This is a genomic window from Sunxiuqinia indica, from assembly GCF_009847015.1.
Lineage (GTDB): Bacteria > Bacteroidota > Bacteroidia > Bacteroidales > Prolixibacteraceae > Sunxiuqinia > Sunxiuqinia indica.
The window spans coordinates 78,520-102,148 of sequence record NZ_WVEM01000018.1 but is presented as its reverse complement, the minus strand read 5'-3'; the positions used below and the strand labels follow the sequence as shown (position 1 = coordinate 102,148).

The 23,629-nt window shown below is 40.3% G+C and carries 23 protein-coding genes; 14 read left to right on the top strand and 9 right to left on the bottom strand.

The genetic code is table 11. The features are described 5' to 3' along the window. Positions 1 to 138: 138 nt before the first annotated feature. Positions 139 to 759 carry a sodium:solute symporter family transporter gene (locus GR929_RS20070; protein WP_235934525.1) on the top strand — a complete coding sequence of 207 codons (621 nt, stop codon included), beginning with the start codon at positions 139 to 141 and terminating at the stop codon, positions 757 to 759. Positions 760 to 933: 174 nt separating this feature from the next. Here the strand turns inward: GR929_RS20070 and rbr are convergent, their stop codons facing one another. After that, a complete protein-coding gene (gene rbr / locus GR929_RS20065) occupies positions 934 to 1,509 on the bottom strand; it encodes a rubrerythrin (protein ID WP_201301071.1) in 576 nt (191 codons plus the stop codon). 217 nt (positions 1,510 to 1,726) lie between these two features. Between rbr and GR929_RS20060 the strand changes: the two genes are divergently transcribed. The 3 genes from GR929_RS20060 to GR929_RS22215 all read left to right on the top strand — a co-directional run bounded on the left by GR929_RS20060 (position 1,727) and on the right by GR929_RS22215 (position 2,638). Continuing rightward, on the top strand, positions 1,727 to 2,149 hold the full coding sequence (locus GR929_RS20060) for a SufE family protein (protein WP_159523257.1): 423 nt from the start codon (positions 1,727 to 1,729) through the stop codon (positions 2,147 to 2,149). Positions 2,150 to 2,160: 11 nt separating this feature from the next. Continuing rightward, on the top strand, positions 2,161 to 2,466 hold the full coding sequence (locus tag GR929_RS20055; RefSeq protein WP_159523255.1) for an iron-sulfur cluster assembly protein: 306 nt from the start codon (positions 2,161 to 2,163) through the stop codon (positions 2,464 to 2,466). A gap of 61 nt (positions 2,467 to 2,527) precedes the next feature. Then, positions 2,528 to 2,638: a transposase gene (locus GR929_RS22215; RefSeq protein ID WP_201301070.1), complete on the top strand. Its 111-nt coding sequence runs from the start codon at positions 2,528 to 2,530 to the stop codon at positions 2,636 to 2,638. Positions 2,639 to 2,810: 172 nt separating this feature from the next. Here GR929_RS22215 and GR929_RS20045 read toward each other — a convergent pair whose 3' ends face one another. Continuing rightward, positions 2,811 to 4,103 carry a UDP-N-acetylmuramoyl-tripeptide--D-alanyl-D-alanine ligase gene (locus GR929_RS20045; RefSeq protein ID WP_159523250.1) on the bottom strand — a complete coding sequence of 431 codons (1,293 nt, stop codon included), beginning with the start codon at positions 4,101 to 4,103 and terminating at the stop codon, positions 2,811 to 2,813. Between the two features lie 64 nt (positions 4,104 to 4,167). Next, entirely contained in the window at positions 4,168 to 5,622 is a 1,455-nt protein-coding gene (locus GR929_RS20040; RefSeq protein WP_317162838.1) for an SUMF1/EgtB/PvdO family nonheme iron enzyme, read from the bottom strand. Positions 5,623 to 5,845: 223 nt separating this feature from the next. Between GR929_RS20040 and porU the strand changes: the two genes are divergently transcribed. From porU to GR929_RS19995, 9 genes are all read left to right on the top strand, one after another. Next, entirely contained in the window at positions 5,846 to 9,568 is a 3,723-nt protein-coding gene (gene porU, locus GR929_RS20035; RefSeq protein ID WP_159523248.1) for a type IX secretion system sortase PorU, read from the top strand. Between the two features lie 115 nt (positions 9,569 to 9,683). Continuing rightward, a complete protein-coding gene (gene porV, locus GR929_RS20030; protein ID WP_159523246.1) occupies positions 9,684 to 10,835 on the top strand; it encodes a type IX secretion system outer membrane channel protein PorV in 1,152 nt (383 codons plus the stop codon). Beyond that, entirely contained in the window at positions 10,832 to 11,317 is a 486-nt protein-coding gene (ispF, locus tag GR929_RS20025; protein WP_159523244.1) for a 2-C-methyl-D-erythritol 2,4-cyclodiphosphate synthase, read from the top strand. The genes porV and ispF overlap by 4 nt, the downstream gene beginning before the upstream one ends. Next, on the top strand, positions 11,314 to 11,679 hold the full coding sequence (locus GR929_RS20020; protein WP_235934522.1) for a CoA-binding protein: 366 nt from the start codon (positions 11,314 to 11,316) through the stop codon (positions 11,677 to 11,679). The genes ispF and GR929_RS20020 overlap by 4 nt, the downstream gene beginning before the upstream one ends. Next, complete coding sequence (locus GR929_RS20015) at positions 11,680 to 12,015, top strand: thioredoxin family protein (RefSeq protein WP_159523242.1); 336 nt, start codon at positions 11,680 to 11,682, stop codon at positions 12,013 to 12,015. Positions 12,016 to 12,070: 55 nt separating this feature from the next. Further along, a complete protein-coding gene (locus GR929_RS20010; RefSeq protein ID WP_159523240.1) occupies positions 12,071 to 14,236 on the top strand; it encodes an ATP-binding protein in 2,166 nt (721 codons plus the stop codon). A 467-nt stretch (positions 14,237 to 14,703) separates the two neighbouring features. Then, a complete protein-coding gene (locus GR929_RS20005; protein WP_159523238.1) occupies positions 14,704 to 15,297 on the top strand; it encodes a LemA family protein in 594 nt (197 codons plus the stop codon). 21 nt (positions 15,298 to 15,318) lie between these two features. Next, positions 15,319 to 15,759, top strand: coding sequence for a TPM domain-containing protein (locus tag GR929_RS20000; RefSeq protein WP_159523236.1), 441 nt, complete (start codon positions 15,319 to 15,321; stop codon positions 15,757 to 15,759). 6 nt (positions 15,760 to 15,765) lie between these two features. Next, a complete protein-coding gene (locus tag GR929_RS19995; protein WP_159523234.1) occupies positions 15,766 to 16,557 on the top strand; it encodes a TPM domain-containing protein in 792 nt (263 codons plus the stop codon). A 251-nt stretch (positions 16,558 to 16,808) separates the two neighbouring features. Here the strand turns inward: GR929_RS19995 and GR929_RS19990 are convergent, their stop codons facing one another. From GR929_RS19990 to GR929_RS19975, 4 genes are all read right to left on the bottom strand, one after another. Beyond that, the gene (locus tag GR929_RS19990) at positions 16,809 to 17,588 is read right to left on the bottom strand and encodes a zinc ribbon domain-containing protein (protein ID WP_159523232.1); all 780 of its coding nucleotides are present in this window, start codon (positions 17,586 to 17,588) and stop codon (positions 16,809 to 16,811) included. Positions 17,589 to 17,612: 24 nt separating this feature from the next. Continuing rightward, entirely contained in the window at positions 17,613 to 18,710 is a 1,098-nt protein-coding gene (locus GR929_RS19985; protein ID WP_159523230.1) for a Nif3-like dinuclear metal center hexameric protein, read from the bottom strand. A 66-nt stretch (positions 18,711 to 18,776) separates the two neighbouring features. Then, on the bottom strand, positions 18,777 to 19,115 hold the full coding sequence (locus GR929_RS19980; RefSeq protein ID WP_159523218.1) for a MerR family transcriptional regulator: 339 nt from the start codon (positions 19,113 to 19,115) through the stop codon (positions 18,777 to 18,779). 12 nt (positions 19,116 to 19,127) lie between these two features. Next, complete coding sequence (locus GR929_RS19975; RefSeq protein WP_159523216.1) at positions 19,128 to 20,099, bottom strand: M23 family metallopeptidase; 972 nt, start codon at positions 20,097 to 20,099, stop codon at positions 19,128 to 19,130. Between the two features lie 179 nt (positions 20,100 to 20,278). Between GR929_RS19975 and alaS the strand changes: the two genes are divergently transcribed. Further along, complete coding sequence (gene alaS, locus GR929_RS19970) at positions 20,279 to 22,903, top strand: alanine--tRNA ligase (RefSeq protein ID WP_235934512.1); 2,625 nt, start codon at positions 20,279 to 20,281, stop codon at positions 22,901 to 22,903. Positions 22,904 to 22,957: 54 nt separating this feature from the next. Here the strand turns inward: alaS and GR929_RS19965 are convergent, their stop codons facing one another. Beyond that, positions 22,958 to 23,200 carry a putative signal transducing protein gene (locus tag GR929_RS19965; RefSeq protein ID WP_235934509.1) on the bottom strand — a complete coding sequence of 81 codons (243 nt, stop codon included), beginning with the start codon at positions 23,198 to 23,200 and terminating at the stop codon, positions 22,958 to 22,960. A 133-nt stretch (positions 23,201 to 23,333) separates the two neighbouring features. Further along, positions 23,334 to 23,540, bottom strand: a complete 207-nt coding sequence (locus GR929_RS19960; RefSeq protein ID WP_159523212.1) for a YgaP family membrane protein — start codon at positions 23,538 to 23,540, stop codon at positions 23,334 to 23,336. Positions 23,541 to 23,629: the final 89 nt, after the last annotated feature.

Here is a 23,629-nt window from a genome sequence, read left to right as displayed (position 1 = left end):
TGCAAGCTTTTTCCCTAATTTACTAATAACCTTGCAATTTAACACCTTGAAATCACGGATTTTATTCACACTACCTGTTGATAACCAGTGATTTATTTTGTTTTTAAGGATTGACTAATTATTGATCGGGATATTGTTGTGTTGGCTAACCCCGAAATTGCCAACCTCCCCGGTTGGGTAATTGCCCTGGTGGTAGCTGGCGGTTTGGCTGCAGCTTTGTCAACTGCTGCCGGATTGTTGCTCGTAATTTCCACTTCGATTTCGCATGACCTGCTTAAAAATTACTTAATGCCTGAAATTTCGGAACGAAATGAACTTTGGGCTGCACGGATTAGCATTGCTGTGGCAGTTGTTGCGGCCGGACTTGCCGGCTTGAATCCGCCTGGGTTTGTTGCACAGGTAGTTGCGCTTGCATTTGGCTTGGCTGCTTCTTCGTTTTTTCCAGCGATTATTTTGGGGATTTTCGATAAACGAATGAACAGACAGGGCGCAATAAGTGGGATGATTGTAGGAATTGTATTTACAGCAATTTACATCATTTATTTCAAGCCGCAACTGGGAGGGCCGGGCACGCCCGAGGGCTACTGGTTTGGCATTGCTCCTGAAGGAATTGGAACCTTGGGAATGATACTGAATTTTGTGGTTGCGATGGTTGTTTCACGAATGACTGCTGCACCTCCGAAATTAGTTCAGGATTTGACAGAAAGCATTCGCTACCCAAGAGGTTCCGGACAGGTTCATGAAATTCACATTCATTAAAAAGAAGTAGGCTGTTCAAAACGTTTCTGTCCGTCATCGAACTTGTTTCAGGATCTGTGTAGATTAAAGGAAAAATCCTCTAGAGACAGATTCCGAAACAAGTTCGGAATGACTTTTTGACTTATGTTTTGAACAGCCTATATTAATCGGCTAGGTGCAATCCAGACTCAAAGCCTAGTAGTTTGTAGCTTCAATTTCAAAATATTCCTGAGCGTGTTCGCAAGATGGACATTTAACCGGTGGTTTGCTTGATTCGTGAAGAAAACCGCAAACACGACATTTCCAGGTTACTTTACCTTCGCGCTCAAACACTTTTCCTTCTTCCAGATTTTTGCATAATTTGCGGTAGCGTTCTTCGTGGTGTTTTTCAATTTTGGCAATGGTTCTAAAAACCACGGCGATGAGTTTAAAACCTTCCTCTTCGGCAACTCGGGCAAACTCAGGATAAAGGTCAGTCCATTCTTCGTTTTCACCGTCTGCAGCAGCCGTCAGGTTTTCCATGGTGGTTCCAATTACTCCGGCTGGGTAGCTGGCTGTAATTTCAACTACGCCACCTTCTAAAAAGCGAAAGAAACGTTTGGCGTGCGCCTGCTCGTTGATGGCTGTTTCTTCAAAGATTGATGCAATCTGATGCAGTCCTTCTTTGCGTGCTTGTTTGGCAAAAAATTCATAGCGGTTTTTTGCTTGAGATTCACCGGCAAATGCTTTTAGCAGGTTCTTTTCTGTTTGTGTTCCAACTATTGAAGTCATGATTTTTTTATTTAAATAATTACTATTGTTGATTTTTGGGAATGTGAAGATAAGCAATTACCAGTGGATAAGCTGATTCCGGGTGGAATTTAGAATCATTCAACGAAACTCAAAACTGCTTTTTAAATTAAGTATAATTCTTTGCTCGAGGTGAAAGTGAATCTTGTGTGATTCGTAAAAAAATTACGACCTTTACGTCTTTTAAAAAGAAAGATTCATGACGATAGAAAATATACAACAAGAAATTGTAGAAGAATTCTCGATTTACGAGGACTGGATGGACAAATACGGCTACCTGATTGAATTGGGAAATGACTTGAAAGAGCTGGACCCCAAATTAAAAAATGATCAACATCTGATAAAAGGATGTCAGTCGCGTGTGTGGTTGGCTCCTGAATTTAAAGATGGGAAAATTTATTTTCAAGGAGAGAGTGATGCCGTGATTGTTAAAGGCTTAGTTGCCCTTTTGCTGCGTGTTGTTTCGGGACGTACTCCAGAAGAGTTAATAAATAACGAACTCCATTTTGTAGATGATATTGGTTTGAAACAACATTTATCACCAACACGATCAAACGGACTGGTCGCAATGATCAAACAAATTAAGTTATATGCTGTTGCTTATAACAAGATTTCTAGTTAGGAGGAGAAGCCATGGACCCAAGAATTGATTTAATTATAGAAAATTTAAAGGAAGTTTATGATCCGGAGATTCCGGTAAACATATACGATTTAGGCCTGATTTATAACATCGATGTTGATGAAAATAATAAGGCTAGTGTAATTATGACCCTTACTGCCCCCGGTTGCCCGGTTGCCGATATGCTGGTAGAAGATACCCGGCAAGCAGCAATAACAGCCGAAGGAGTAGATGATGCCCACGTGGAGTTAACATTTGATCCGCCATGGGAAAAATCGATGATGAGTGAAGAAGCCCGGCTGGAGTTAGGGTTCTTTTAGGAAGATTCGGCTTGTCGGTGGCAGGCTGGTGATTACTTTGAAGGGTTTGGCAATTTGAAAATTGCTTTTAAAGAATAGAAGTAGAAATGCTTTTGCCGAATCGTTCAATGCCAAAATAAAAGCGATTAGTTCTGAACAAAGAGGAGTGAGAGATGTATCGTTTTTCGCTTAATCGTTGTGCCTTAGAAAGATGAATCCAACAAAAGGTTCATTTTTTGATTCGCTATCACATTAAAAGTTGTGAGGAATAATAGAATATTAGATTTTCGTGCTGCTATTTCCAACACAACAACTAACGGCTTTTGTAATCAGAGAGCCTAATTGACTGTATTCAGGGAACGATATTAGAGTATTTCGAGGATTCGTTCGAGCTTAATTCCGCGAGATCCTTTAATTAAGGTCAAATTAATTTCTGTTGCCTTTTGTTGACAGAGGTAGTCAGAAAGAAGCTCGACAGTTTCAAATTTCTTTGTTTTTGGATCAGTCGAAATTTTTCCAAACTCTTTTCCTACCAAAAATATTTGGTCCAAATCCATCGTACCTAAAATGTCCACAATCTTTTGGTGCTCAAAATCAGTTTGATCTCCAAGTTCCAACATATCCCCTAAAATCACCATTTTCCCTTTTTTATTGATTGCGTCAAAGTTTGATAAGGATGCAGCCATACTTGTTGGATTCGCATTATAAGCATCCATGATAATCTTATTTTTGCCTTTTACAACCAATTGCGATCGGTTGTTTGTCGGAGAATAGTTTGCAACGGCATCTTGTATGGCTATTGGGTCGACTTTGAAATGTAAGCCAACACGAGCTGCAGCCAATATATTTTCAAAGTTGTAGGCACCAATTAGTTTCGATTTTAGATAGAGCCAGCCTTTGGGGAAGAGTGCTTTTATGGTAAGGTAATAGGCAGACTCCTGCAGTTCTCCGCGCAGCTGAGCCTGGTCTGATCGTCCGTAAGTCAACAGTTCAATTCCCTTGGCTTGATTTTGCAGTATTTCATTGTCAATATGTATGAAAGCTGAGCCTGATTTCTGTTTTAGGTGCTTGTATAGTTCCGATTTCGTTTTGATGACACCTTCAAACGATCCAAAGCCTTCTAAGTGAGCTTTACCAATATTGGTAATTAAACCGAAATCAGGATCTGCAATTTGACAAAGCTCTGCGATTTCTCCCGGGTGATTAGCTCCCATCTCCACAACACCAATGTCGGTGTTGTTATTCATCGTTAATAGCGTCAGTGGTACTCCGATGTGGTTGTTTAAATTCCCTTTGGTGGAACTTACATTGTATTTTTTCTGAAGGATTGCAACGATCAGTTCTTTTGTTGTTGTTTTGCCATTGCTGCCTGTGATTCCCAAAATTGGAATTCCGAGCAATTTACGATGATAGGATGCTAATTCTTGAAGCGTTTTCAGAACATCTTTCACCAGAATGAAATTTGGATTTTCAGGTAGCTTGTTATCATCCACGACCGAAAAAGCCGCTCCTTTGCTGAGCGCGTCAGCAGCGTATTTGTTCCCGTCGAAGTGCGGGCCTTTTAGTGCAAAAAAGAGACAGTCATTTTCAATATTCCGACTATCAGTTGAAACTGCCGGATGCTTTAAAAATAGCTCATAAAGTTGTTCGATCTTCATATTCTGGGAAAAAATAAAACCCCATTTTTACAAATGAGGTTTAGGTGTGAAAATAAATATCTTTTTAGAATCCTTTCGGACTTCCAACTCGTGTCATTGCACAGCGGAACCCAAGATCGTTGGTCGCTTTATCTTGCTCCAAATATCTTCTTGTTCCAGGAATCAACCAATAAGGGCGATCTTTCCATGATCCACCTTTATAAACACGCACATTGTCAGAGATAAGCGAAGTAAATTCTCCTGATTCTTCTCCTTTTATATACATATCTTCAGTTGACAATTGATCTTTCATAGCTTCCCAGTCCAGGCCTTCAATAATTTGAGACCGATAGTCGCCGTCTTCGTAATTTCGGTAGTCTGCTATTGTATCTGCGATGAGCTCACCGAATTCATTTCGAATTAAGTTTCCATCACCATCTCTTTTGTATTCGGTATACACCGTACCTCGAAATGGCTGGAATTCTTCAACATCTTGTTGGTTTAACGGACGATAAACATCGGCAACCCATTCATTGACATTGCCAGCCATACAATATAGGCCGAAATCGTTTGGATTGTATGAATTGACAGGTGCCGTGATATCTGCATTGTCATTTAATGCACCAGCCATACCCATCATGTCACCACGTCCGCGAACAAAGTTAGCCATCATTTGGCCACGATCTTTTTTCGAATCGTCTCTTAGGTAGCTTCCGTTCCACGGGTATAATTTACGTTCGGTGAGTAGTTCACCTTCTGTATTTCCAATGAGGCCATAAGCAGCGTATTCCCATTCTGCTTCGGTGGGTAACCGATAGCTTGGCAGTAAAGCTCCATCTTCCCATTTCAATCTTCTTGGATTTCCAGCTGCATCTTCAATTGGGTCTTCGCCTTCAGTACCTTGATAAAGTCCGGCCAGATATGTGTTCGAAGTGAAAACATTCTGTCCTCCTTGTGTATTGTCATGTTGCAATACGCCACGGTCGACCAGTATTTTTTCGTTTACACGATCGGTTCTCCACTTACAATAAGCTTCTGCTTGTTCCCAGCTAACACCAACAACAGGATAATCGCTGTAGGCAGGATGCCTGAAATAGTTTTGAATGTAGGGTTCGTTATAAGCCAACTCTTTTCGCCAAACGAGTGTGTCGGGCAGTGCTTGCTCAATTTTTTCCTTATTTTCAGGATAAACACGATTTAACCAAAAAATATACTCGCGGTAATCAAGGTTGGAAACTTCGGTTTCATCCATGTAAAATGAAGCAACTGTTACCCTGCGAGGCATGTTGTTCCAGTCGTACATGACATCTTGTTCAACTCGTCCCATGGTAAAAGTACCGCCCTCTATAAATGTTAAGCCAGGTCCGGTTACTTGGTTAAAGTCCCCGTCAGCTTGGAAACCTCCATTGTCTGGATTGTTGTATTCCCATCCCGTTTTACTGGAAGCTTTATTGCCTCCTTTTCCACCTTTGCCCAACATTCCGCAGCTTGCCACCAAGACAGCCAAACCTAAAAATAATATGGCTTTAAATTTCATCATCAGTGTTTTCAGTTTGTTTTAATATGCACAAATATAACTAAATTGTTCTATTCTTATTGTTTGGACAGAACAACTTTTTAATATCAAATAATCCATTAGTCTTTGTATTTTTGCTTTCTGTCAAAAAGAAGTATTGTTGCATGAAGTCGGGAAATCGCTATCCTTTAGTTGCAATATTGTAAGAATTGAAGCGTTTGTCATTGTAATCTGAGAGTTTATTTTAATGAAAAATTGTTTACTTTTTATTCTGGTTTTTTCGTTGTCAGCCGCTGTTTTTGGTCAAAAACAGAGTCGTGATATATCGTGGGTTGACTCTGCACATAGCAATACCAATGCTCCTTTTGGACAGATTGCTAATGCTATTTTGGATGACAATGGTGTTCCCCGTTATCAGGAGGTTATTGAGTTGAATGATGCGAACGAACGTGTTGAAATTACTGATTTAGTTTTTTCAGTATTTCAAGGCGCGAGCGATATCGATGAGCTTTCAACAAATGATCAGCTGGATATTTCCATTGAATATGTTGAGTCAAAATCTGGCTTCCAGGCAATACTCGATTTTGTCCCAATCGTGGTTGATAAAGAAGGTGTTGCAAAACGATTGGATTCTTTCAGTATTAAAGTTCGTTCGGTGAATGAAAAGAAATCTGTTTTTTTAAGTCAGGAAGACTGGAGAAATTCTTCTGTTTTGGCATCGGGCCAGTGGGTAAAACTCAGAACCTCGGAAGCGGGAATTCATAAAATCACCTATTCTCAACTTCAAAGTTGGGGTTTCTCGAATCCCGGCAGTGTGCATTTATATGGCAATGGTGGATATATGTTGCCGAAAATGAACGATGACTTCTACTATGACGATTTACAACAGAATGCCATTTATCATGGTAAAGACGGAAGCGGAAATGACTGTATTTTCTTTTACTCAACAGGCACCGTTCGTTGGAATTTAGACGAAGTAAAAGGTCAGTTTTTTCAAGAGTTAAATGACTATTCAGACTATGCGTATTACTTCTTGAGCGACCAAGGAAGTGAAAAGAACGTTGAGGAAGCACAAGTTGTGAGTGCTGTGGCTACAAATCAGGTTAATTATTCTGATGAGCATGTGTTTCATGAGTCGGAAGAGCATAACCTGATTAAATCAGGAAGGCGATGGTTTGGAGAAAAGTTCATTAATGGTCAAACCAAATCAGTTACCCTGAAATTGGAAAATATTGTTGATGGAGAATCTGCAAAGATAGATATTGAGGCGGCCGGTCGTTCGGGCAGTAGCTCCAAGATGGAGGTGAAGATGAATAATTCTTCGGTTGATGCACTAAACTTTTCACCGGTTAATACGACTGATCCGATAGTTCTTCATGCGGACCTGGAAAGTAATGAATACGAGCTTAGCAATCCGACAAATTCGCTGAAAGTGGATTTGAAGTATGTGGCAGCTAGTAGCAACACCAATGCATGGTTGGATTACATTACTATAAATTATAAACGTACGCTTGACGTTGATGATCAATTATTGTTTAGGGATATTGAAAGTGTTGGCGAAAATCGGGTGACTCAGTTTAATCTGTCGGCTTCCGGCGCCAACCTTAAAATTTGGGACGTCACTGACTATACGAATCCTGTATCGATGCCTTTTTCGATTAGTGGAAATCAAACATCTTTTAAAATTGAAACTGAATCTTTGCATGAGTTTGTAGCGTTTAAAACCAATGGAAACCTGCCCGAACCTGAATATGTTACAGCGGTTGACAATCAGGACTTACACCAACTTTCCGGGATGGATATGATTATTGTTTCACATCCTGACTTTTTGAATGAAGCCACTGAGTTGGCAGAGTTTCATCAAGCAACGGATCAGTTATCAACTCAAATCGTAACGCCCTCCAAAATATACAACGAATTTTCAGGTGGAGCGCCTGATGTTGCGGGAATCCGGAATTTTCTGAAAATGCTGTATGATAAGCCCGGATCATCGTTAAAGTATGTTTTGTTATTTGGCGACGGAAGTTTTGATAATAAAAATGTAAGTGGTGAAGCAAATAATTTCATTCTAACTTACCAATCGCCGAACTCGTTAGTGCCAACTTCGTCATTTGTAACAGACGATTTCTTTGTACTGCTGGATGATGGCGAAGGTGAATATAGTGGAAAAATTGATTTGGGAATTGGGCGACTTCCTGTTAAAACAGCTACCGAAGCCCAGATTGTGGTTTCAAAAATAAAAAGTTATGCAAACACTGCTGCTTTAGGGGAGTGGCGAAATGTAGTTTGTTTAATTGGAGACGATGAAGATAACAGCACACACATGAGGCAGGCCAATCAATTGGCTGATATTGTTAATGAAAAGAATCCGGCATTTTATACCGACAAAATATATTTTGATGCTTTCGAGGAAAAGTCTACAACTGCTGGCGATCGTTATCCCGGGGTTACCGAAGCAATCAACAATCGGGTAAAAGAAGGAGCTTTGATTTTAAATTATACCGGACATGCTAGTGAAAGTTCGATGGCTGATGAAAAAGTTCTTGGAACAACAGACATCGATAAGTGGTCGAATTACAATAGGCTGCCAATTTTTGTGACTGCTACATGCGAAATTAGTCGATTCGATGATGAAGAAAATTCGGGAGGTGAGCATATCCTTTTTAATCCCAATGGAGGAGGTATCGGATTGTTTAGTACCACTCGGGTAGTTTACTCAGGTCCTAATTTTGTTATAAATAAGGAATTCTATGAACATGTGTTTAGTCAGGATGAAAATGGGGAAAAACTCCGGATGGGAGATGTGTTACGACTTTCAAAAAATGGAATTAATACCGGAATTAATAAACGAAATTTCACACTGCTTGCTGATCCTGCGCTGAGTTTGGCGTTCCCGAAATATCAGGTTCAAACGAAAACAATTAATGGTGTTCAGGTTGATCAGATGACAGATACGATTGGTTCATTGTCTATAGTAACAATAACAGGTCAGGTGGCCGATCAGACCGGTGCATTGCTCGCCGATTTTGAAGGTGATTTAGTTATTGACGTTTACGACAAAGAATATGATGTTGAAACATTTGGTAATGGAGGAGAGAACCCATTCAATTTTAAGGTTCAGGATCGCATTATTTATAAAGGGATAACTACAGTGTCCGGTGGAAAATTTGAATTTACTTTCATTGTTCCCAAAGATATCTCGTATGCAGTGGACGAAGGGAAGATTTCTTATTATGCCAATAATGGAGAGGTCGATGCTCAGGGCGTTTTGGAGAATTTTTATATTGGAGGTGCTTCAAATAACACAATCAATGACAGCCAGGGACCGAATGTCAATTTGTATTTAAATGATGAAAATTTTCAATCAGGAGACGAGGTTGGCAAAAACTCAATTCTAATAGCTGATGTGGAAGATGAAAACGGAATTAATACGATTGGAGTGGGCATTGGTCATGATATTACGGCTATTTTGGACAATGATTATTCAAATATCCGGGTGCTGAATGATTATTATTTAAGCGAAAAGGATAGTTATAAAAAAGGACAGATCATCTATCCTCTTAATGGCTTGTCAGTTGGAGAGCACACCTTGAAACTTAAAGTTTGGGATGTACTCAATAATTCAACAGAGGTTGAAATTCAATTTGTGGTGGACGAGAAGCTTGAAATTGTAGAAGTGGAAGCCTATCCGAATCCGGCTACCGAATTTACTAATATTGTTTTTACACATAACCGACCAGACGAATCCTTCGATGCCAAGTTGGAGGTTTTTAATTTCTCGGGGAGTCTCGTCGAAGTGTTGGAGCAGCAATTGGCGTCAAGTGGTGCCAAAAGCTTACCCATGAAATGGCAAATCAACAACAACCAGTTATTAATCAGAAATGGCGCTTATTTATATCGCGTAACGATTATCGCCAACGATGGATATTCTGCCAGTAAATCAGGTAAAATTATTATTTCCAGATATTAGTATTGACAAATACATACTTTTTAAGAATTCTTTACGTTTTCAATCTTGTGCTTGCAGCTTGGTAACTCTGCTGCAATGATATATATTTGCAACTCAATTTTTTGAAACAGAAATAATGGAAAGACGATTCGTGGTTCTTATAACCTTAATTGGACTAGGTTTATTGACAAACAAAACTTTTGCTCAAACAAATTCGACAACAGGTGCTAATACAATTTTAACGGGGGTGCCATTTCTTCAAATTGCTCCCGACTCGCGTGCTGGTGCTATGGGAGATGTTGGTGTTGCTACAACACCTGATATGAACTCTCAGCACTGGAATGCCGCAAAATATGCTTTCATCGAAAGTGAAATGGGTGTTGCCTTATCATACACTCCTTGGTTACGAAATCTGGTTGATGATATTAATGTGGCTTACTTGGTTGGTCATAAAAAGTTAGATGACTTGCAATCGTTTAGTGCCTCTCTTCGTTATTTTTCGTTGGGTGATATTTCTTTTATGAGCAATGAAGGTACATTTCAGGGAACACAAAGTCCGAACGAATTTGCATTTGATGTAGCCTATACCCGTTTGTTATCCGACTACTTTTCAGGATCTGTTGCGTTGCGGTACATTCATTCTGATTTGGCTCCCGGACAGGAAGGAATTACACCGGGAAATTCATATGCTGCTGATATCTCTTTTTATTACCAAAATGAAATGAGGGTGAATCGCAAAGAATCAACTATTTCAGCAGGTGTTGCAATCACTAATATTGGTAGTAAGATATCGTATACTGATGGTGAACAGAAAGATTTTATTCCTACAAACTTAAGATTAGGGGTTGGTTATAAAACCGAAATGGATAGGTATAATACCATTGGTTTTTATTTTGACATTAATAAACTACTTGTTCCAACGCCAGCGTTGGATACTGTCGGTATTTTCGGCGATCGTTATGGTGAAGATAAGTCTCCTATTGCGGGTATATTTAGTTCATTTAGCGATGCCCCGGGCGGATTTTCAGAAGAACTTCAGGAAGTTAACCTTTCCTTTGGTGCCGAATACTGGTACAACAAGCAATTTGCCTTACGTGCCGGATATTTTTATGAGCACGAGAATAAGGGTAACAGAAAATATTTTTCTGCCGGAGCAGGACTAAAGTTGAATGTATTTGCATTGGACTTTTCGTACCTCATGCCTACGGAGCAAAATCATCCGTTGGCAAATACCCTGAGATTTACACTTTCGTTTGATTTCGAATCGTTTAGTAATCAACGACGATGAACCCTTTTCGTATCGGTTATGGCTACGATGTGCACCAAATGGCGGATGGAGAAAGCCTTTGGCTAGGTGGTGTTCAAATTAAGCACGATAAAGGAACCGTTGCTCATTCAGATGGCGATGTGTTGATTCATGCGCTTTGCGATGCCATGTTGGGTGCTGTAAAACTTCGCGACATTGGGTTTCACTTTCCGGATAATTCAGCTGACTACAAAAATATTGATAGTAAAAAGCTGTTGGCTAAAGTAAAGGATCTGATTGAATCAAAAGGTTATGTGTTAGGTAATGCCGATATTACAATTGCTGCTCAAAAACCCAAGTTGATGAATCATATTCCGGCAATGGAAAAAGCGCTTACTGAGGTGCTTCAATCCGATGCCGAATCAATTTCAATAAAAGCTACCACCACTGAAAAATTAGGCTTTGAAGGGCGTGAAGAAGGAATCTCTGCTCATGCGGTTGTTTTACTGTTGAAAAAGACATGATGAAAAAAAAGACATTGGTAATTGGTGCGAGTGAGAAGCCTGAAAGATATTCCAACAAAGCGATCAAGGCTTTGAGAAAGCATCAGCATCCGGTAGTTGCCATTGCTCCGAGAGCTGGCCGGGTTGATGATGTTGAGTTTGATACTGGCAAGTTATTGTATGATGACCTCGATACAGTAACACTCTATGTTGGGTCTCGTCATCAGTCCGGATATTATGATTACTTGATCGACTTAAAACCCCGGCGTGTGATTTTTAATCCGGGAACTGAGAATGATGAACTTGCTGCTCAATTGGCAGACAATGGCATTGAAGTTCAGGAAGCTTGTACCTTGGTGTTGTTGAGTATTAGAGCCTACTAAATGTATACACCTGTAAAGACACTCGAAGAATATAACGAGCTGATTCGAAAAGAACAGGCGCTGTTATTTTATTTCTCTACCGATGAATGTCAGGTTTGTAAAGTTCTGAAACCTAAAATTGAAGAATTGTTGAGTGCCAATTTCCCGAAGATCAAATTGTTTTATATCAACTTAAACACGGCTCCTGAACTATCGGCACAAAATAGGATATTCGCAGTGCCAGCGATTCAGCTTGTATTCGGAGGGCGTGAATACCTTCGCAAAAGCCGTAGTTTTGGCCTTGCCGAACTGGAGGATGAGATTGCCCGTCCGTATCGTTTAATGTTTAATAAATAATTTTGACAAACTCATAAATAAGGCTAATTTTACTTATCAAACAAAAGCCTTTACATTGAGACATATATTGTTGCTTGTTATTCTTCTCACTGGCCTTTTGCATAATGCTCAGTCAGAAAAATCAAAAATCGATAGTTTAGAGGCTCTGGTTCCCCAATTTGAAGGAGCTGAGTTGGTGGACGTATATCTTACTCTTGCTGAAGAGTACATGTATATCGTTCCGGTCAAGTCAATAGAATACGGCGAGCGTTCACTAGTCATCTTGGGTGATTCTATTCAGAATGATCAGTCTTGTTACGCTAATTTGTTAATTGGAACCGGATATATTTTTACAGGGGAGTTTCAAAAAGGGAGAAAGCATTTAACTCCGGGATTGGAACTTGCCAGGACGTTAAATAATCAGAAATACATTAGTATTGGCTTGAGCTCCTTAGCGGCCTACCACATGAATACGGGAGATTATGAAGAAGCATTAAGCTTGTTCAAGCAAAGCTTGCAGGTTGCAACAGAAGCCGACTTGCCGGGATGGAAAGCAAGGGCAAAGTTTAATATCGGTTCAATTTTAACGAATAAAGGAGATCGGGCTGGTGGCCTTAAAAATATGATTGAAGCGCTGCTGTATTTTGAATCGACCGACAATGTATCCATTGCAGCAAGAATATTGAACAACATTGCGGTAAACTATCATGCCTGGAAAGAGTATGATTTAGCGTTGGAATATTACCGAAAAACCCTTCGCAAACACGAGTTGAGCGGAGATATTTTGGGGAAAGTAGTGGTGCTCAATAATATTGCAGAAATTTATAAAGATAAAAGCCAGTATAAAATGGCTTTCAAATATTACAACCAGATATTTGAGTTGGCAAAAACCAATGAAATTAGTGAGTTTTATCTTGCTGTTGGAAAGGTTGGGTATGCCGAAACCTACTCAAAAATCGAAAAACTAGATTCGGCCAGACGATATGCCAATGAATCATTGAAAGTATTTCAAAGTGCAGAAATGGAAGAAGGAGTCATCAATGCAAAGCTCATTCTTGGTTATGTCGACATGAAAGAAGGCAACTTGCGGAAGGCCAGAACGCATGCTGAATACTGTATCGAAAAGTCAGTGCAAGTAGGATTAAGAGAGCTTAGTTTAAAAGCTTATTTGTTGCAGGCTCAGATTTTGGAACGGATGAACCTTTATGCAGAATCACTTAAGAATTATAAAAGCTATGTTGCGATAAGTGATTCATTGAGCAAAGAAAATCAGGCCCATCAGCTAGCATTGCATCGGGCTGAGTTGGATATTGCAGATAAAGAAAATGAAATTGAACTTCTTCAGAAAAACAACGAGATAAAGGACTTGCAGTTAATTAAGCAAAAGTCTCAGGCTCGTACGTTAATAGTTGCGATTGCCCTGTTGGTCATTGTTATTGCTTTGTCGTTAGTCTATAACGGATCAAGGAAAAAGGCAAATTTGTTGTTGCAACAGAAGAATGATCAGATACTCAGTCAGCATGAAGAACTCATACGGGTAAACCAGACAAAAGACAGATTTCTATCAATAATCGGTCATGATTTAAGAAACCCAATTGGTGCGTTTAAAGACATGATTAGCCAGCTCGCTGAATTCCCTGACATGTTTACTGAAGAACTTCGAACACAAATACTGGAGGAGTTAAGGGATGAAGCTGAGGGCACCTATTTTTTGCTTGATAACTTGTTGCTTTGGGCTAAAACACAGAAGGACAGTATTCAATTTAAGCCCGAAAAGCTCAAGCTTAACCTGATAGTAAAAAATAACATCATACTAAATACCCGTATTGCCGAGCAAAAATCGATCGATCTGAATTCTGAAGTATCAGATGGTGTTTTTGTTTTTGCTGATCAAAATATGGTTGATCTTATTATTCGAAATTTGCTGTCAAACGCTTTGAAATTTACCCCCAAAGAGGGCAAAATCTGGGTGAGAGTTCAACCGAAGGACGATGAGTTTTATGAAGTGAGCATTACCGATACGGGGGTTGGGATTAAAAAAGACGATATTCCCCGAATATTTGATGGGAACGATCTTTTATCAACCTATGGCACAAACAACGAAAAAGGATCCGGCTTAGGGTTGATTCTATGTAAAGAGTTTGTTGAGATAAATGGTGGGAATATTCAAGTTCAGTCGGTTGTTGATAAAGGTAGTAAATTCTCTTTTACTTTGAAGAAATATCAGTCGCTTCAGTCTTAAGGCGATAATTGTTCTCGATAGACCTCGATGCCAAAATGGCACAATCTGATTGGTCGGCATAGAACAGAATTTTGTGATTCAAAATTTCGGTCATTTGCATTTTTGTTTCTGTATCGCGCTGTTATCTATTGACTTAAGCCTGGTCGGAACTGAGCTTCTCTTTTTTATGGCTCCGGGGGGTATCGGGTTTTCTTCATTTCAGCCAAAACACGTGTTTTTGGTTCACCTTTTGAAAGAACAAGCCCAACGACAAAAATGTAACATTCCCCGATAATGGAAAGCGATTTTTGACCGGTTTTATCATATTTGTGAGACATTAAATCGATAGCTAAATGAAAAGACCATGATCAAAATTTTGCTCATATTGGAGGATGATTATCTTGGAGTTCCATGCGTTGTCGCACGACAGGAAAGCACTACGGTGGAATGCAGAAGTTGTACAAACTAAAAATAAAAAATATAAACACATGAAGAAGACTTGGATTGTTCTAGCTGTTATTGCAGTAGTTATTTTGATTATTTACTCTTCCTTTAAAGGGACTTATAATACGATGGTATCGAAAGATGAGTCGGTTAATGCTGCCTGGGCTCAGGTCGAAAACGTTTACCAACGGCGTGCTGATCTGATTCCAAACTTGGTGAATACAGTAAAGGGTTATGCATCCCACGAAAGGGAGACATTGGAATCGGTAATTGAAGCCCGCTCGAAAGCAACCTCAGTAAATGTGAATCCTGAAAACCTGAATGAACAAAGTTTGCAGCAGTTTCAACAGGCACAATCGGGGTTAAGCTCGGCCTTAAGTCGTTTGATGGTGGTTGTTGAGCGCTACCCCGATCTGAAAGCCAATCAGAACTTTTTGGATTTACAGGCTCAGCTGGAAGGAACGGAAAATCGTATTGCAGTCGAGCGCCGGAAATTTAATGAGAGTGCCCGCTCGTTTAATACCTACATTCGTTCATTCCCCAAAAATATGTATGCCAATATGTTCGGCTTCGAAAAGAAAGCTTATTTTGAAGCAGAACAGGGTGCCGAAAAGGCTCCAGAGGTAAGTTTTGAATAAAAGTTAAAAAAAGGAGAACCGATGTCAGCACAATCATTTTTTACCGAAGAAGAAAAGAAACAGATCACCGATGCAATCAAAAAAGCGGAGTTAAATACCTCCGGTGAAGTTCGTTTACATGTAGAGGGAAAGTGTCCTGAAGATGTGCTCGATCGGGCCGCCTATTGGTTTGGAAAACTGGAGATGCACAAAACAGAACTGCGCAACGGTGTTTTGTTTTATCTGGCAGTGAAAGATAAAAAGTTTGCCATTTTGGGCGATGCCGGACTTAATGCCAAAGTTCCTGACGACTTTTGGGAAAAGATCAAAGCACATATGCTTTCAAAGTTCAAGGAGGGGCTGTTTTCCGCTGGTTTAGCCGAAGGTATTTTAATGGCAGGAGAACAACTCAAATCGCATTTCCCTCACCAAACAGATGACGTTAACGAATTGTCCGATGAAATTTCATTCGGAAAAAAATAAAGAAGCATGTTAAAAAAAATCACAATAATACTAGCACTTTTTATCTCGCTGAGTTCTTTCGCGCAGGATATTCCTGAGCGGCCTAATCCTCCTCAGTTGGTCAACGATATGGCCGACGTGCTTTCTAATGGACAGGAGCAACAATTGGAGATGGAGTTGGAGCAATTTGCGCGCGAAACTTCTAATCAAATCGCGATTGTAACTGTTCCTGATCTGGGGGGCTATCCGGCATCAGAATTTGCTTTTCGATTAGGTGAAGAGTGGGGAGTTGGACAAAAGGACAAAGGCAACGGAGTAGTGGTGCTATTCAAACCCAAAACCAGCGATTCGAAAGGACAGGTATTTGTTGCTGTAGGATATGGTCTGGAAGGGGCAATTCCGGATGCTGTCGCTAATCGCGACATTGTCGATTATGAAATGATTCCGCACTTTAAACAAGGCGATGTTTATGGTGGGTTGCATGCAGGAACACAGGTGATCAAATCATTGGCTAAGGGAGAATTTTCGGCAGCTGAATACCATGAGAAAGCCAGTGGTGGAGGTGGCGGAGGTCTGGGGGTTATTATCTTCCTCTTTGTGATCTTCTTTTTCGTGGTTCCAATTCTTCGCGGACGAAAGCGATATTACGGTGCGACCAGTCGTGGTAGCAGTTTGCCATTTTGGTTATTAATGGGTGGCATGATGGGCTCTGGTCGTAGTCATGGCGGCTCGTTTGGTAATTTCTCCAGTGGCGGCGGTGGTTTCGGCGGGTTTGGCGGCGGTGGCTTCGGCGGCGGCGGGGCAGGTGGAAGCTGGTAAACGCACGAGGCAATAAAATATTTTCGCTAAATAAAAAATCCGACCTTTTCGGAAAAGACCGGATTTTTCTTTTTGGCACACAAGATTCTGATCGGCTGATGGTCGAATAAGTAGAGGAATGGAATTCCTGATAGGTTGGATTTAAGTTAATTTGAGCGGATGACTTAAAGTCAGACTCAATAAATATGACATAAAAAAAACCTTTAGATTGACTTCTAAAGGTTTTTTTATTATCGTTGAAATAAGCTGGCTTATTTGCTTTCTTCGCTTAGTTGTTCTGGTTCAAGGATGTCTTTGTCAACCAAAATACGTCCGCAGTATTCGCAAACAATAATTTTCTTGCGGTTGGCGATATCCATCTGACGTTGAGGTGGGATTTTCGCAAAACAACCACCACAAGCATCGCGCTGTACGGTAACTACTGAAAGTCCGTTGCGGGCATTTTTACGGATACGTTTAAAAGCAGTAAGTAAACGTGGCTCAATGATGCCTTCAATTTTTTCTGCTTTATTTTTCAGCTTTTCTTCTTCAATTTTCGTTTCAGCTGTAATTTCTTCCAATTCTCTTTTCTTGCGTTCAAGGTCTTCCTGACGCTCTGTTAATTGAGTTTTAGAAGAATCAACTGCTTCTTTTTTTGTAGCTAAATCGGCCGTAAATTCTTTGATTCTCTTATCTGAAAGCTCAATTTCCAGTTTTTGGAATTCAATTTCCTTGCTCAATGAGTCGTACTCACGATTGTTGCGAACATTGTTTTGTTGTTCGGTATACTTGGCAATTAAAGCTTCCGATTCCTTGATGGCAGCTTTACGGTTGGCAATTGATGTTTCCAGCGTTTTGATGTCATCGCTGTAATTACCCACACGAGTTGTCAATCCGGCAATGTCATCTTCCAAATCTTGAACCTCCAAAGGAAGCTCACCACGAAGGGTTTTAATTTTGTCAATGTCAGAAACAACAGTTTGTAACTCGTAAAGTGCTTTTAGCTTCTCGCTAATTGGAACTGATTTGTCTTCTTGATGCTGTGTATTCATATTTTGAATGCTCTAATTTTCTTTTTAAACCAGATAATTTACCGGGTTGGTATTTACCTCCGATAAACGGACTGCAAATTTAGGGAATTTTTTTGTAAGTAATTCATAAAAAACTTCTTTAGTGAATTGCTCACTTTCAAAATGACCGATGTCTGCTAGTACAATTTTACCATCAGCCTCAAAGAATTGATGATATTTCAGGTCTCCGGTAACAAATACATCTGCTTTGGAGTTAATGGCCTGACGAATTAAAAAGCTACCTGAGCCCCCGCAAACGGCAACTTTTTTAATTTTTTTACCGATCAACGGACTGTGTTTCACAGCGCCGGTTCCAAATGTTTTTTTTGTTTGTTGCAAAAATTTCTTCTCCTCAATTGGTGTTGTAAGTTCGCCAATCATACCAATGCCAACTTGCGGGTTTTCATTATCCAGCGAATAAATATCGTAAGCAACTTCCTCGTAGGGGTGAGCCTCAATTAATGCACGGATCACTTGTCCTTGGATATGTGTTGGGAAGATTGTTTCAAAACGAATTTCATTTTCATAATGAATTTCCCCGGGTTTTCCCACGAATGGTTTGGTTTTTTCTTCTCCCCGAAAACTTCCTTTACCGGGAATTGAGTAAGCGCAGGAATCGTAATTTCCTATGTGTCCCGCACCTACCTTAAAGATTGCCTGCTGCACATTTGCAGCATGGTCAAACGGGATAAAGGTGACTAGTTTTTTTAGCTGACCGGAAACGGGAGCCAAAATCTGAATATTTTTGAGCCCAAGTTTTTCGCATATCTTGCTGTTAACGCCACCGAGTACGCTGTCCAAATTGGTATGAGAAGCATAGATGGCGATGTCGTTTTTAATTGCTTTAATCACGCATCGCTCAACCTCATTTTTACCGGTTATTTTTTTCAATCCACCAAAGATGAGCGGATGATGGGCGATAATCAAATCGCTTTTTGTTTCGATGGCCTCGTCCAAAATGGCTTCGGTAACATCCAGCGTTAGTAGCGTCTGTTTGATTTCTTTTTGGGGATTACCGACCAACAGTCCGGCATTGTCGTATGATTCTTGATAAGCCAGTGGTGCAATCGACTCGAGGTATGTTGTAATTTCGCTTAATTTCATTTACTCAGCTTCCAATTTCGGGTTCAAAGTTTTAAATTTCATCAACTATCATCTTCCCGCCAATTCTTATTTCATCTTATCTTTGATGTCGATTAGCATTTGCTTAATGGTTTGTAACCGGTCTACCAATTCGTGCTTATTCAACGTATCTTCTTTATTGTCTTTCAATTTTTGCTTAGCACCTTTAATCGTTAAACCTCGTTCGTTGGTTAAATGGTTGATTAGCTTGATGTTTTCAATGTCTTCTCTGGTAAACAGGCGGTTGCCTTTTTTGTTTTTTTGAGGTTTCAGAATATCAAATTCATTTTCCCAATAGCGAATTTTTGATTTATTGACCTGAAACATCTCAGCTACCTCGCCAATAGGATAAAAGACTTTTTCTATTTTGGGCTTTTTGTATGGCACACGTTTAATAGGTTAGTCGTACGATTGTCCCATGTTCGACGAAATCGCGATCATCTTTTCGTATTCCTGTGGTGTCAGGTCTTTGAAGTAGTAATATTGCGGATTCACTGCCTTGCCGTTTTTGTGTACTTCGTAATGCAGGTGTGGTCCGGAAGAGGTTCCCTTGCTTCCAACGTAACCAATGACATTTCCGCGCTTCACTTTTTGGCCTCTTTTAACATTGAACTCATTTAAGTGACCGTACAAGGTTTCGTAACCAAATCCATGGTCGATCACAATCCACTGTCCAAAACCGGTATGGGATCTTTTTACCTCTTTTACAGTTCCGTCACCTGTCGCATAAACTTCGGTGCCAATTGGCGCGGTAAAGTCCATTCCGTAATGAAAACGGCGAATTTTATATATCGGGTGAATGCGAAAACCCCAACCCGACGCAGTTCTTTTCATATCTTTATTGGCCACCGGCATCACAGCCGGAATGCTCGATAGCATTTCTTCTTTGTCCAGAGCCAGCTTTAAAACTTCGTCGTATGATTTGGATTGAATGTAGGCTTCTTTTGCTATCATATCAAGCTTGCGGGCTGTGTTAATCACAAGTTCCGAATTGTCCATGCTTTCGAGTTTTGCATACTTGTTTACTCCACCAAATCCCGCTTTTCTGATCGAGTTTGGTATTGGATCAGCTTCAAAAACAACACGATACAAATTGTCATCTCGTTGCTGGATATCTGCAAGAACATCTTCAATGCTTTCCAGATTCTTGTACATAAATTCGTATTGTGTGAGCAGTCTTCGGTTTTCCTGCTTCAAGTTGCGCATTTTAGGTGTTTCGTAAAATTGAAGAAAAACAACAACCAAAATAATACTCATAACCAAGCTGGCGGCGAATAACAATAAAAAGCGGTTGACTTTAGATTTTAAGTTGCGTTCAACCTTATCGTAACTGAGGGTTTCGGGGTTGAATTTATACTTAACTTTTGCCATAAAAAACCAATTTCTTTTTCTGAAGTATAACAAATTTAAGTAATTAATCTAACTTTGCAAGACTTTAAAATCAGGCAGATTAACTACTCAACGCAAAAGTAATTGAATTATTGGTTTAATCAGTTTGATTAGTGCGCTGTGAACCACTTTTTAACAAATTTTAAACATATTAAGGAACGATGGAGATGAATTCCAAAGCGATCAGAAAGGCCTTTCTGGACTTTTTTATTTCAAAGCAACATACCATAGTCGATTCGGCCCCAATGGTGGTGAAAAATGATCCAACACTCATGTTTACCAATGCCGGGATGAACCAATTCAAAGATATTTTTCTGGGCAATCAGCCGGCAAAATCAGTGCGGGTAGCCGATACCCAAAAATGCCTCCGGGTTTCCGGTAAGCATAACGACTTGGAAGAGGTTGGTCATGATACCTACCATCATACCATGTTTGAGATGCTTGGAAACTGGTCGTTTGGCGACTATTTTAAGGAAGATGCGATCAACTGGGCCTGGGAATTTTTGCACGACAAAATGGGGATCCATCCTGACCGGATGTATGCGACCGTTTTCGAGGGCAGTGCTGATGACAAGTTGGGTTTGGATGAGGAAGCCAAGCATTTGTGGTTGCAACACTTACCTGCTCATCATGTTTTGAACGGAAATAAGAAAGATAACTTTTGGGAAATGGGTGACACCGGTCCTTGTGGTCCTTGTTCTGAGCTTCATGTGGATTTGCGTGATGACCAGGAACGGTCAGCAGTGCCTGGCGCTGAGTTGGTGAATAAAGATCATCCGCTGGTGATTGAAATCTGGAACCTGGTATTCATTCAGTTTAACCGGAGAGCCAATGGCAGCCTGGAAGAATTGCCTGCAAAACATGTGGACACCGGAATGGGCTTCGAACGCTTGTGTATGGTGCTACAAAATAAAAAGTCGAATTACGACACCGATGTTTTTCAAGCGGTAATTGGCGAGTTGGCTGAACTTTGTGGCAAAAAGTATGGCGAAAGTGAGAAGGAAGATATTGCCATGCGCGTAATTGCTGACCACTTGAGAGCTATTGCGTTTGCTATTGCTGACGGACAGTTGCCTTCGAACAATAAGGCCGGTTATGTGATTCGCCGAATTTTGCGTCGTGCTGTGCGTTATGGTTATACTTTCCTAAATTTCCGTGAGGCTTTTATCCATAAGCTGGTTAAAGCATTGAAAGAGAATATGGGAGAAGCATTCCCTGAGTTACAGTCGCAGCAGGAGTTGATCGAAAAAGTAATTAAAGAGGAAGAAGAAAGCTTTTTGCGTACCCTTGAAACCGGTATTCGACTGTTGGATGATGTGATGGGCAAGGCCAAAAAGGAAAAGCTTTCAGTTGTTTCAGGCAAAAGTGCTTTTGAACTTTACGATACATTTGGATTCCCATTGGATTTAACGGAGCTGATCTTACGTGAGAATGGATTGTCGGTTAATCGTGCTGAGTTTGATGCGGAAATGAAAAAGCAGAAAGATCGCTCGCGAAACGCTGCGGCTCAGGAAACCAGCGATTGGGTAGAATTGAAGAAAATTGATGAAGTGAAGTTTCTGGGTTACACAACGCTTGAAGCAGACATTCAAATTGCCCGTTATCGGAAAGTGAAACAAAAAGATAAGGAGTTTTATCATTTGGTTTTCGACCAAACCCCATTTTATGGTGAGTCCGGAGGTCAGGCAGGAGACGCTGGTTATATTGAAGCTGATGGTGCCAAAACAAGCATTATCGACACACAAAAGGAAAACAACCTGACGGTACATATCGCAAAGGAATTGCCATCTGATCCGGAAGCAACTTTTAAAGCAATTGTCAGTAATCAGAAACGTAAGTTGACCGCGAATAACCACACCGCAACACATCTGCTCGATCAAGCTTTGCGTGAAGTACTGGGGACACATGTGGAGCAAAAAGGATCGTTGGTGAATGCCGATTATTTACGATTTGACTTTTCGCATTTTCAGAAAGTAAGCAAGGAAGAACTGGATAAAATTCAGGCTCGTGTAAATGAGCTGATTCGCCAAAACTATGAGCAAGAAGAAAAGCAGGATGTGCCTTTTGCTGAAGCTCAGAAAATGGGAGCTATTGCCCTGTTTGGTGAAAAATATGGCGACAATGTCCGGGTAATTAAGTTCGGCGACTCAGTAGAGCTTTGTGGCGGAACACACGTTCCGGCAACCGGGCAAATTGGCTATTTCGTGATTACTTCGGAAAGTGCTATTTCTGCCGGTGTTCGTCGTATTGAGGCAATTACAGCTGATAAAGCAGAAAGCTACATCAATAAAAATATGGATGAGCTTCTTGAATTACGGGGCTTGTTCAACAACACCAAAAACCTAACGAAATCGGTTGATGATTTGATGCAGGAAAATGCAGCACTGAAAAAGCAATTGGAGGCATTTGAGAAGCAAGCTGCAGCTGGAGTGAAAGATGAATTGAAGAAAAAAATTAAGTCACTTGACGGGGTAAATGTTATTGCGGCTAAGGTCAATTTAGATTCGCCACAGGCCATTAAAGATTTAGCGTTTCAGTTGAAAGGCGAAGTTGATAATCTTTTCCTGGTGTTAGGAGCCGAAATAAAAGGAAAACCAAGTTTGAGTATTATGATTGCTGACAACTTGGTGAAAGAAAAAGGCTTAAATGCCGGGCAGATTGTTCGCGAAGCTGCCAAAGAAATGAAAGGCGGCGGTGGCGGTCAACCATTTTATGCGACAGCCGGCGGGAAGGATGTTGCGGGAATTGATGCAGCGATTGCCAAAGCAGAATCATTTGTAGGTTGAAAGCTACAATAACGATATTTTAAGCTCCAGCTGATGTTTTCAGGTGGAGCTTTTTTATGTCGCCGATTGAAATTCTTCAATTAAAGAAATGGCTTTCAGCTCATCTTTTTTGTTGATGACAATTTCAACGGGTTGAAATCCACCCGCAGACACTTGCCAAGGTGCAATACTTCCCATAAGTTCGTTATTTATGAAACTTATTATTTCGTGGCCTTTTAAAAGCTCATGCACCATTTCAGCTTTCATTGGATGGCCTCTAAAAACGACAACTGTTTCCCTGTCTGGTGTTCGGATCATGGACGAAGATGATAGTTTAAAGTATTCAAATTAAGGAATTATTTCGACTTGATATATTTTTAACTGGATAAAGAAATGAGAGAACAAAAGATGATCTACCCAGTTTAATCAAGGTCGATCTTTATAAGTTTATTTAATTCTCTTTTTTACAGGTTCTTAATCCAAAGGGCATGTATAGTGGGCAAAAACTAACCACACTGGTAAGTAGCAGAATGCAAGCGAAAATTAGCAGAACAATTGCAAGTGTGCCGGTAACGATATTGGCAAAATATAAAATAGCAATTAATACGGCAACGATTGTCCGAATGACCCGATCAGCGATTCCCATGTTCTTTTTCATTGTTCTTAACGTTGATTAATAATAAGGACTTATACTCAGAAAGGAATATTTTGTTACTGTATTGTTTTGCTTCCGGTAATTTCCGGCAC

Bases quoted from the DNA above. Each gene is read 5' to 3' on its own strand.
- GR929_RS20045 (WP_159523250.1), bottom strand. From the start codon at position 4,103: ATGAAGATCGAACAACTTTATGAGCTATTTTTAAAGCATCCGGCAGTT.
- GR929_RS20060 (WP_159523257.1), top strand. From the start codon at position 1,727: ATGACGATAGAAAATATACAACAAGAAATTGTAGAAGAATTCTCGATT.
- alaS (WP_235934512.1), top strand. From the start codon at position 20,279: ATGGAGATGAATTCCAAAGCGATCAGAAAGGCCTTTCTGGACTTTTTT.
- GR929_RS19960 (WP_159523212.1), bottom strand. From the start codon at position 23,540: ATGAAAAAGAACATGGGAATCGCTGATCGGGTCATTCGGACAATCGTT.
- ispF (WP_159523244.1), top strand. From the start codon at position 10,832: ATGAACCCTTTTCGTATCGGTTATGGCTACGATGTGCACCAAATGGCG.
- GR929_RS19990 (WP_159523232.1), bottom strand. From the start codon at position 17,588: ATGAATACACAGCATCAAGAAGACAAATCAGTTCCAATTAGCGAGAAG.
- GR929_RS20055 (WP_159523255.1), top strand. From the start codon at position 2,161: ATGGACCCAAGAATTGATTTAATTATAGAAAATTTAAAGGAAGTTTAT.
- GR929_RS20020 (WP_235934522.1), top strand. From the start codon at position 11,314: ATGATGAAAAAAAAGACATTGGTAATTGGTGCGAGTGAGAAGCCTGAA.
- GR929_RS20000 (WP_159523236.1), top strand. From the start codon at position 15,319: ATGTCAGCACAATCATTTTTTACCGAAGAAGAAAAGAAACAGATCACC.
- GR929_RS20005 (WP_159523238.1), top strand. From the start codon at position 14,704: ATGAAGAAGACTTGGATTGTTCTAGCTGTTATTGCAGTAGTTATTTTG.
- porU (WP_159523248.1), top strand. From the start codon at position 5,846: ATGAAAAATTGTTTACTTTTTATTCTGGTTTTTTCGTTGTCAGCCGCT.
- GR929_RS19975 (WP_159523216.1), bottom strand. From the start codon at position 20,099: ATGGCAAAAGTTAAGTATAAATTCAACCCCGAAACCCTCAGTTACGAT.
- GR929_RS19965 (WP_235934509.1), bottom strand. From the start codon at position 23,200: ATGATCCGAACACCAGACAGGGAAACAGTTGTCGTTTTTAGAGGCCAT.
- rbr (WP_201301071.1), bottom strand. From the start codon at position 1,509: ATGACTTCAATAGTTGGAACACAAACAGAAAAGAACCTGCTAAAAGCA.
- porV (WP_159523246.1), top strand. From the start codon at position 9,684: ATGGAAAGACGATTCGTGGTTCTTATAACCTTAATTGGACTAGGTTTA.
- GR929_RS19995 (WP_159523234.1), top strand. From the start codon at position 15,766: ATGTTAAAAAAAATCACAATAATACTAGCACTTTTTATCTCGCTGAGT.
- GR929_RS20015 (WP_159523242.1), top strand. From the start codon at position 11,680: ATGTATACACCTGTAAAGACACTCGAAGAATATAACGAGCTGATTCGA.
- GR929_RS20040 (WP_317162838.1), bottom strand. From the start codon at position 5,622: ATGATGAAATTTAAAGCCATATTATTTTTAGGTTTGGCTGTCTTGGTG.
- GR929_RS19985 (WP_159523230.1), bottom strand. From the start codon at position 18,710: ATGAAATTAAGCGAAATTACAACATACCTCGAGTCGATTGCACCACTG.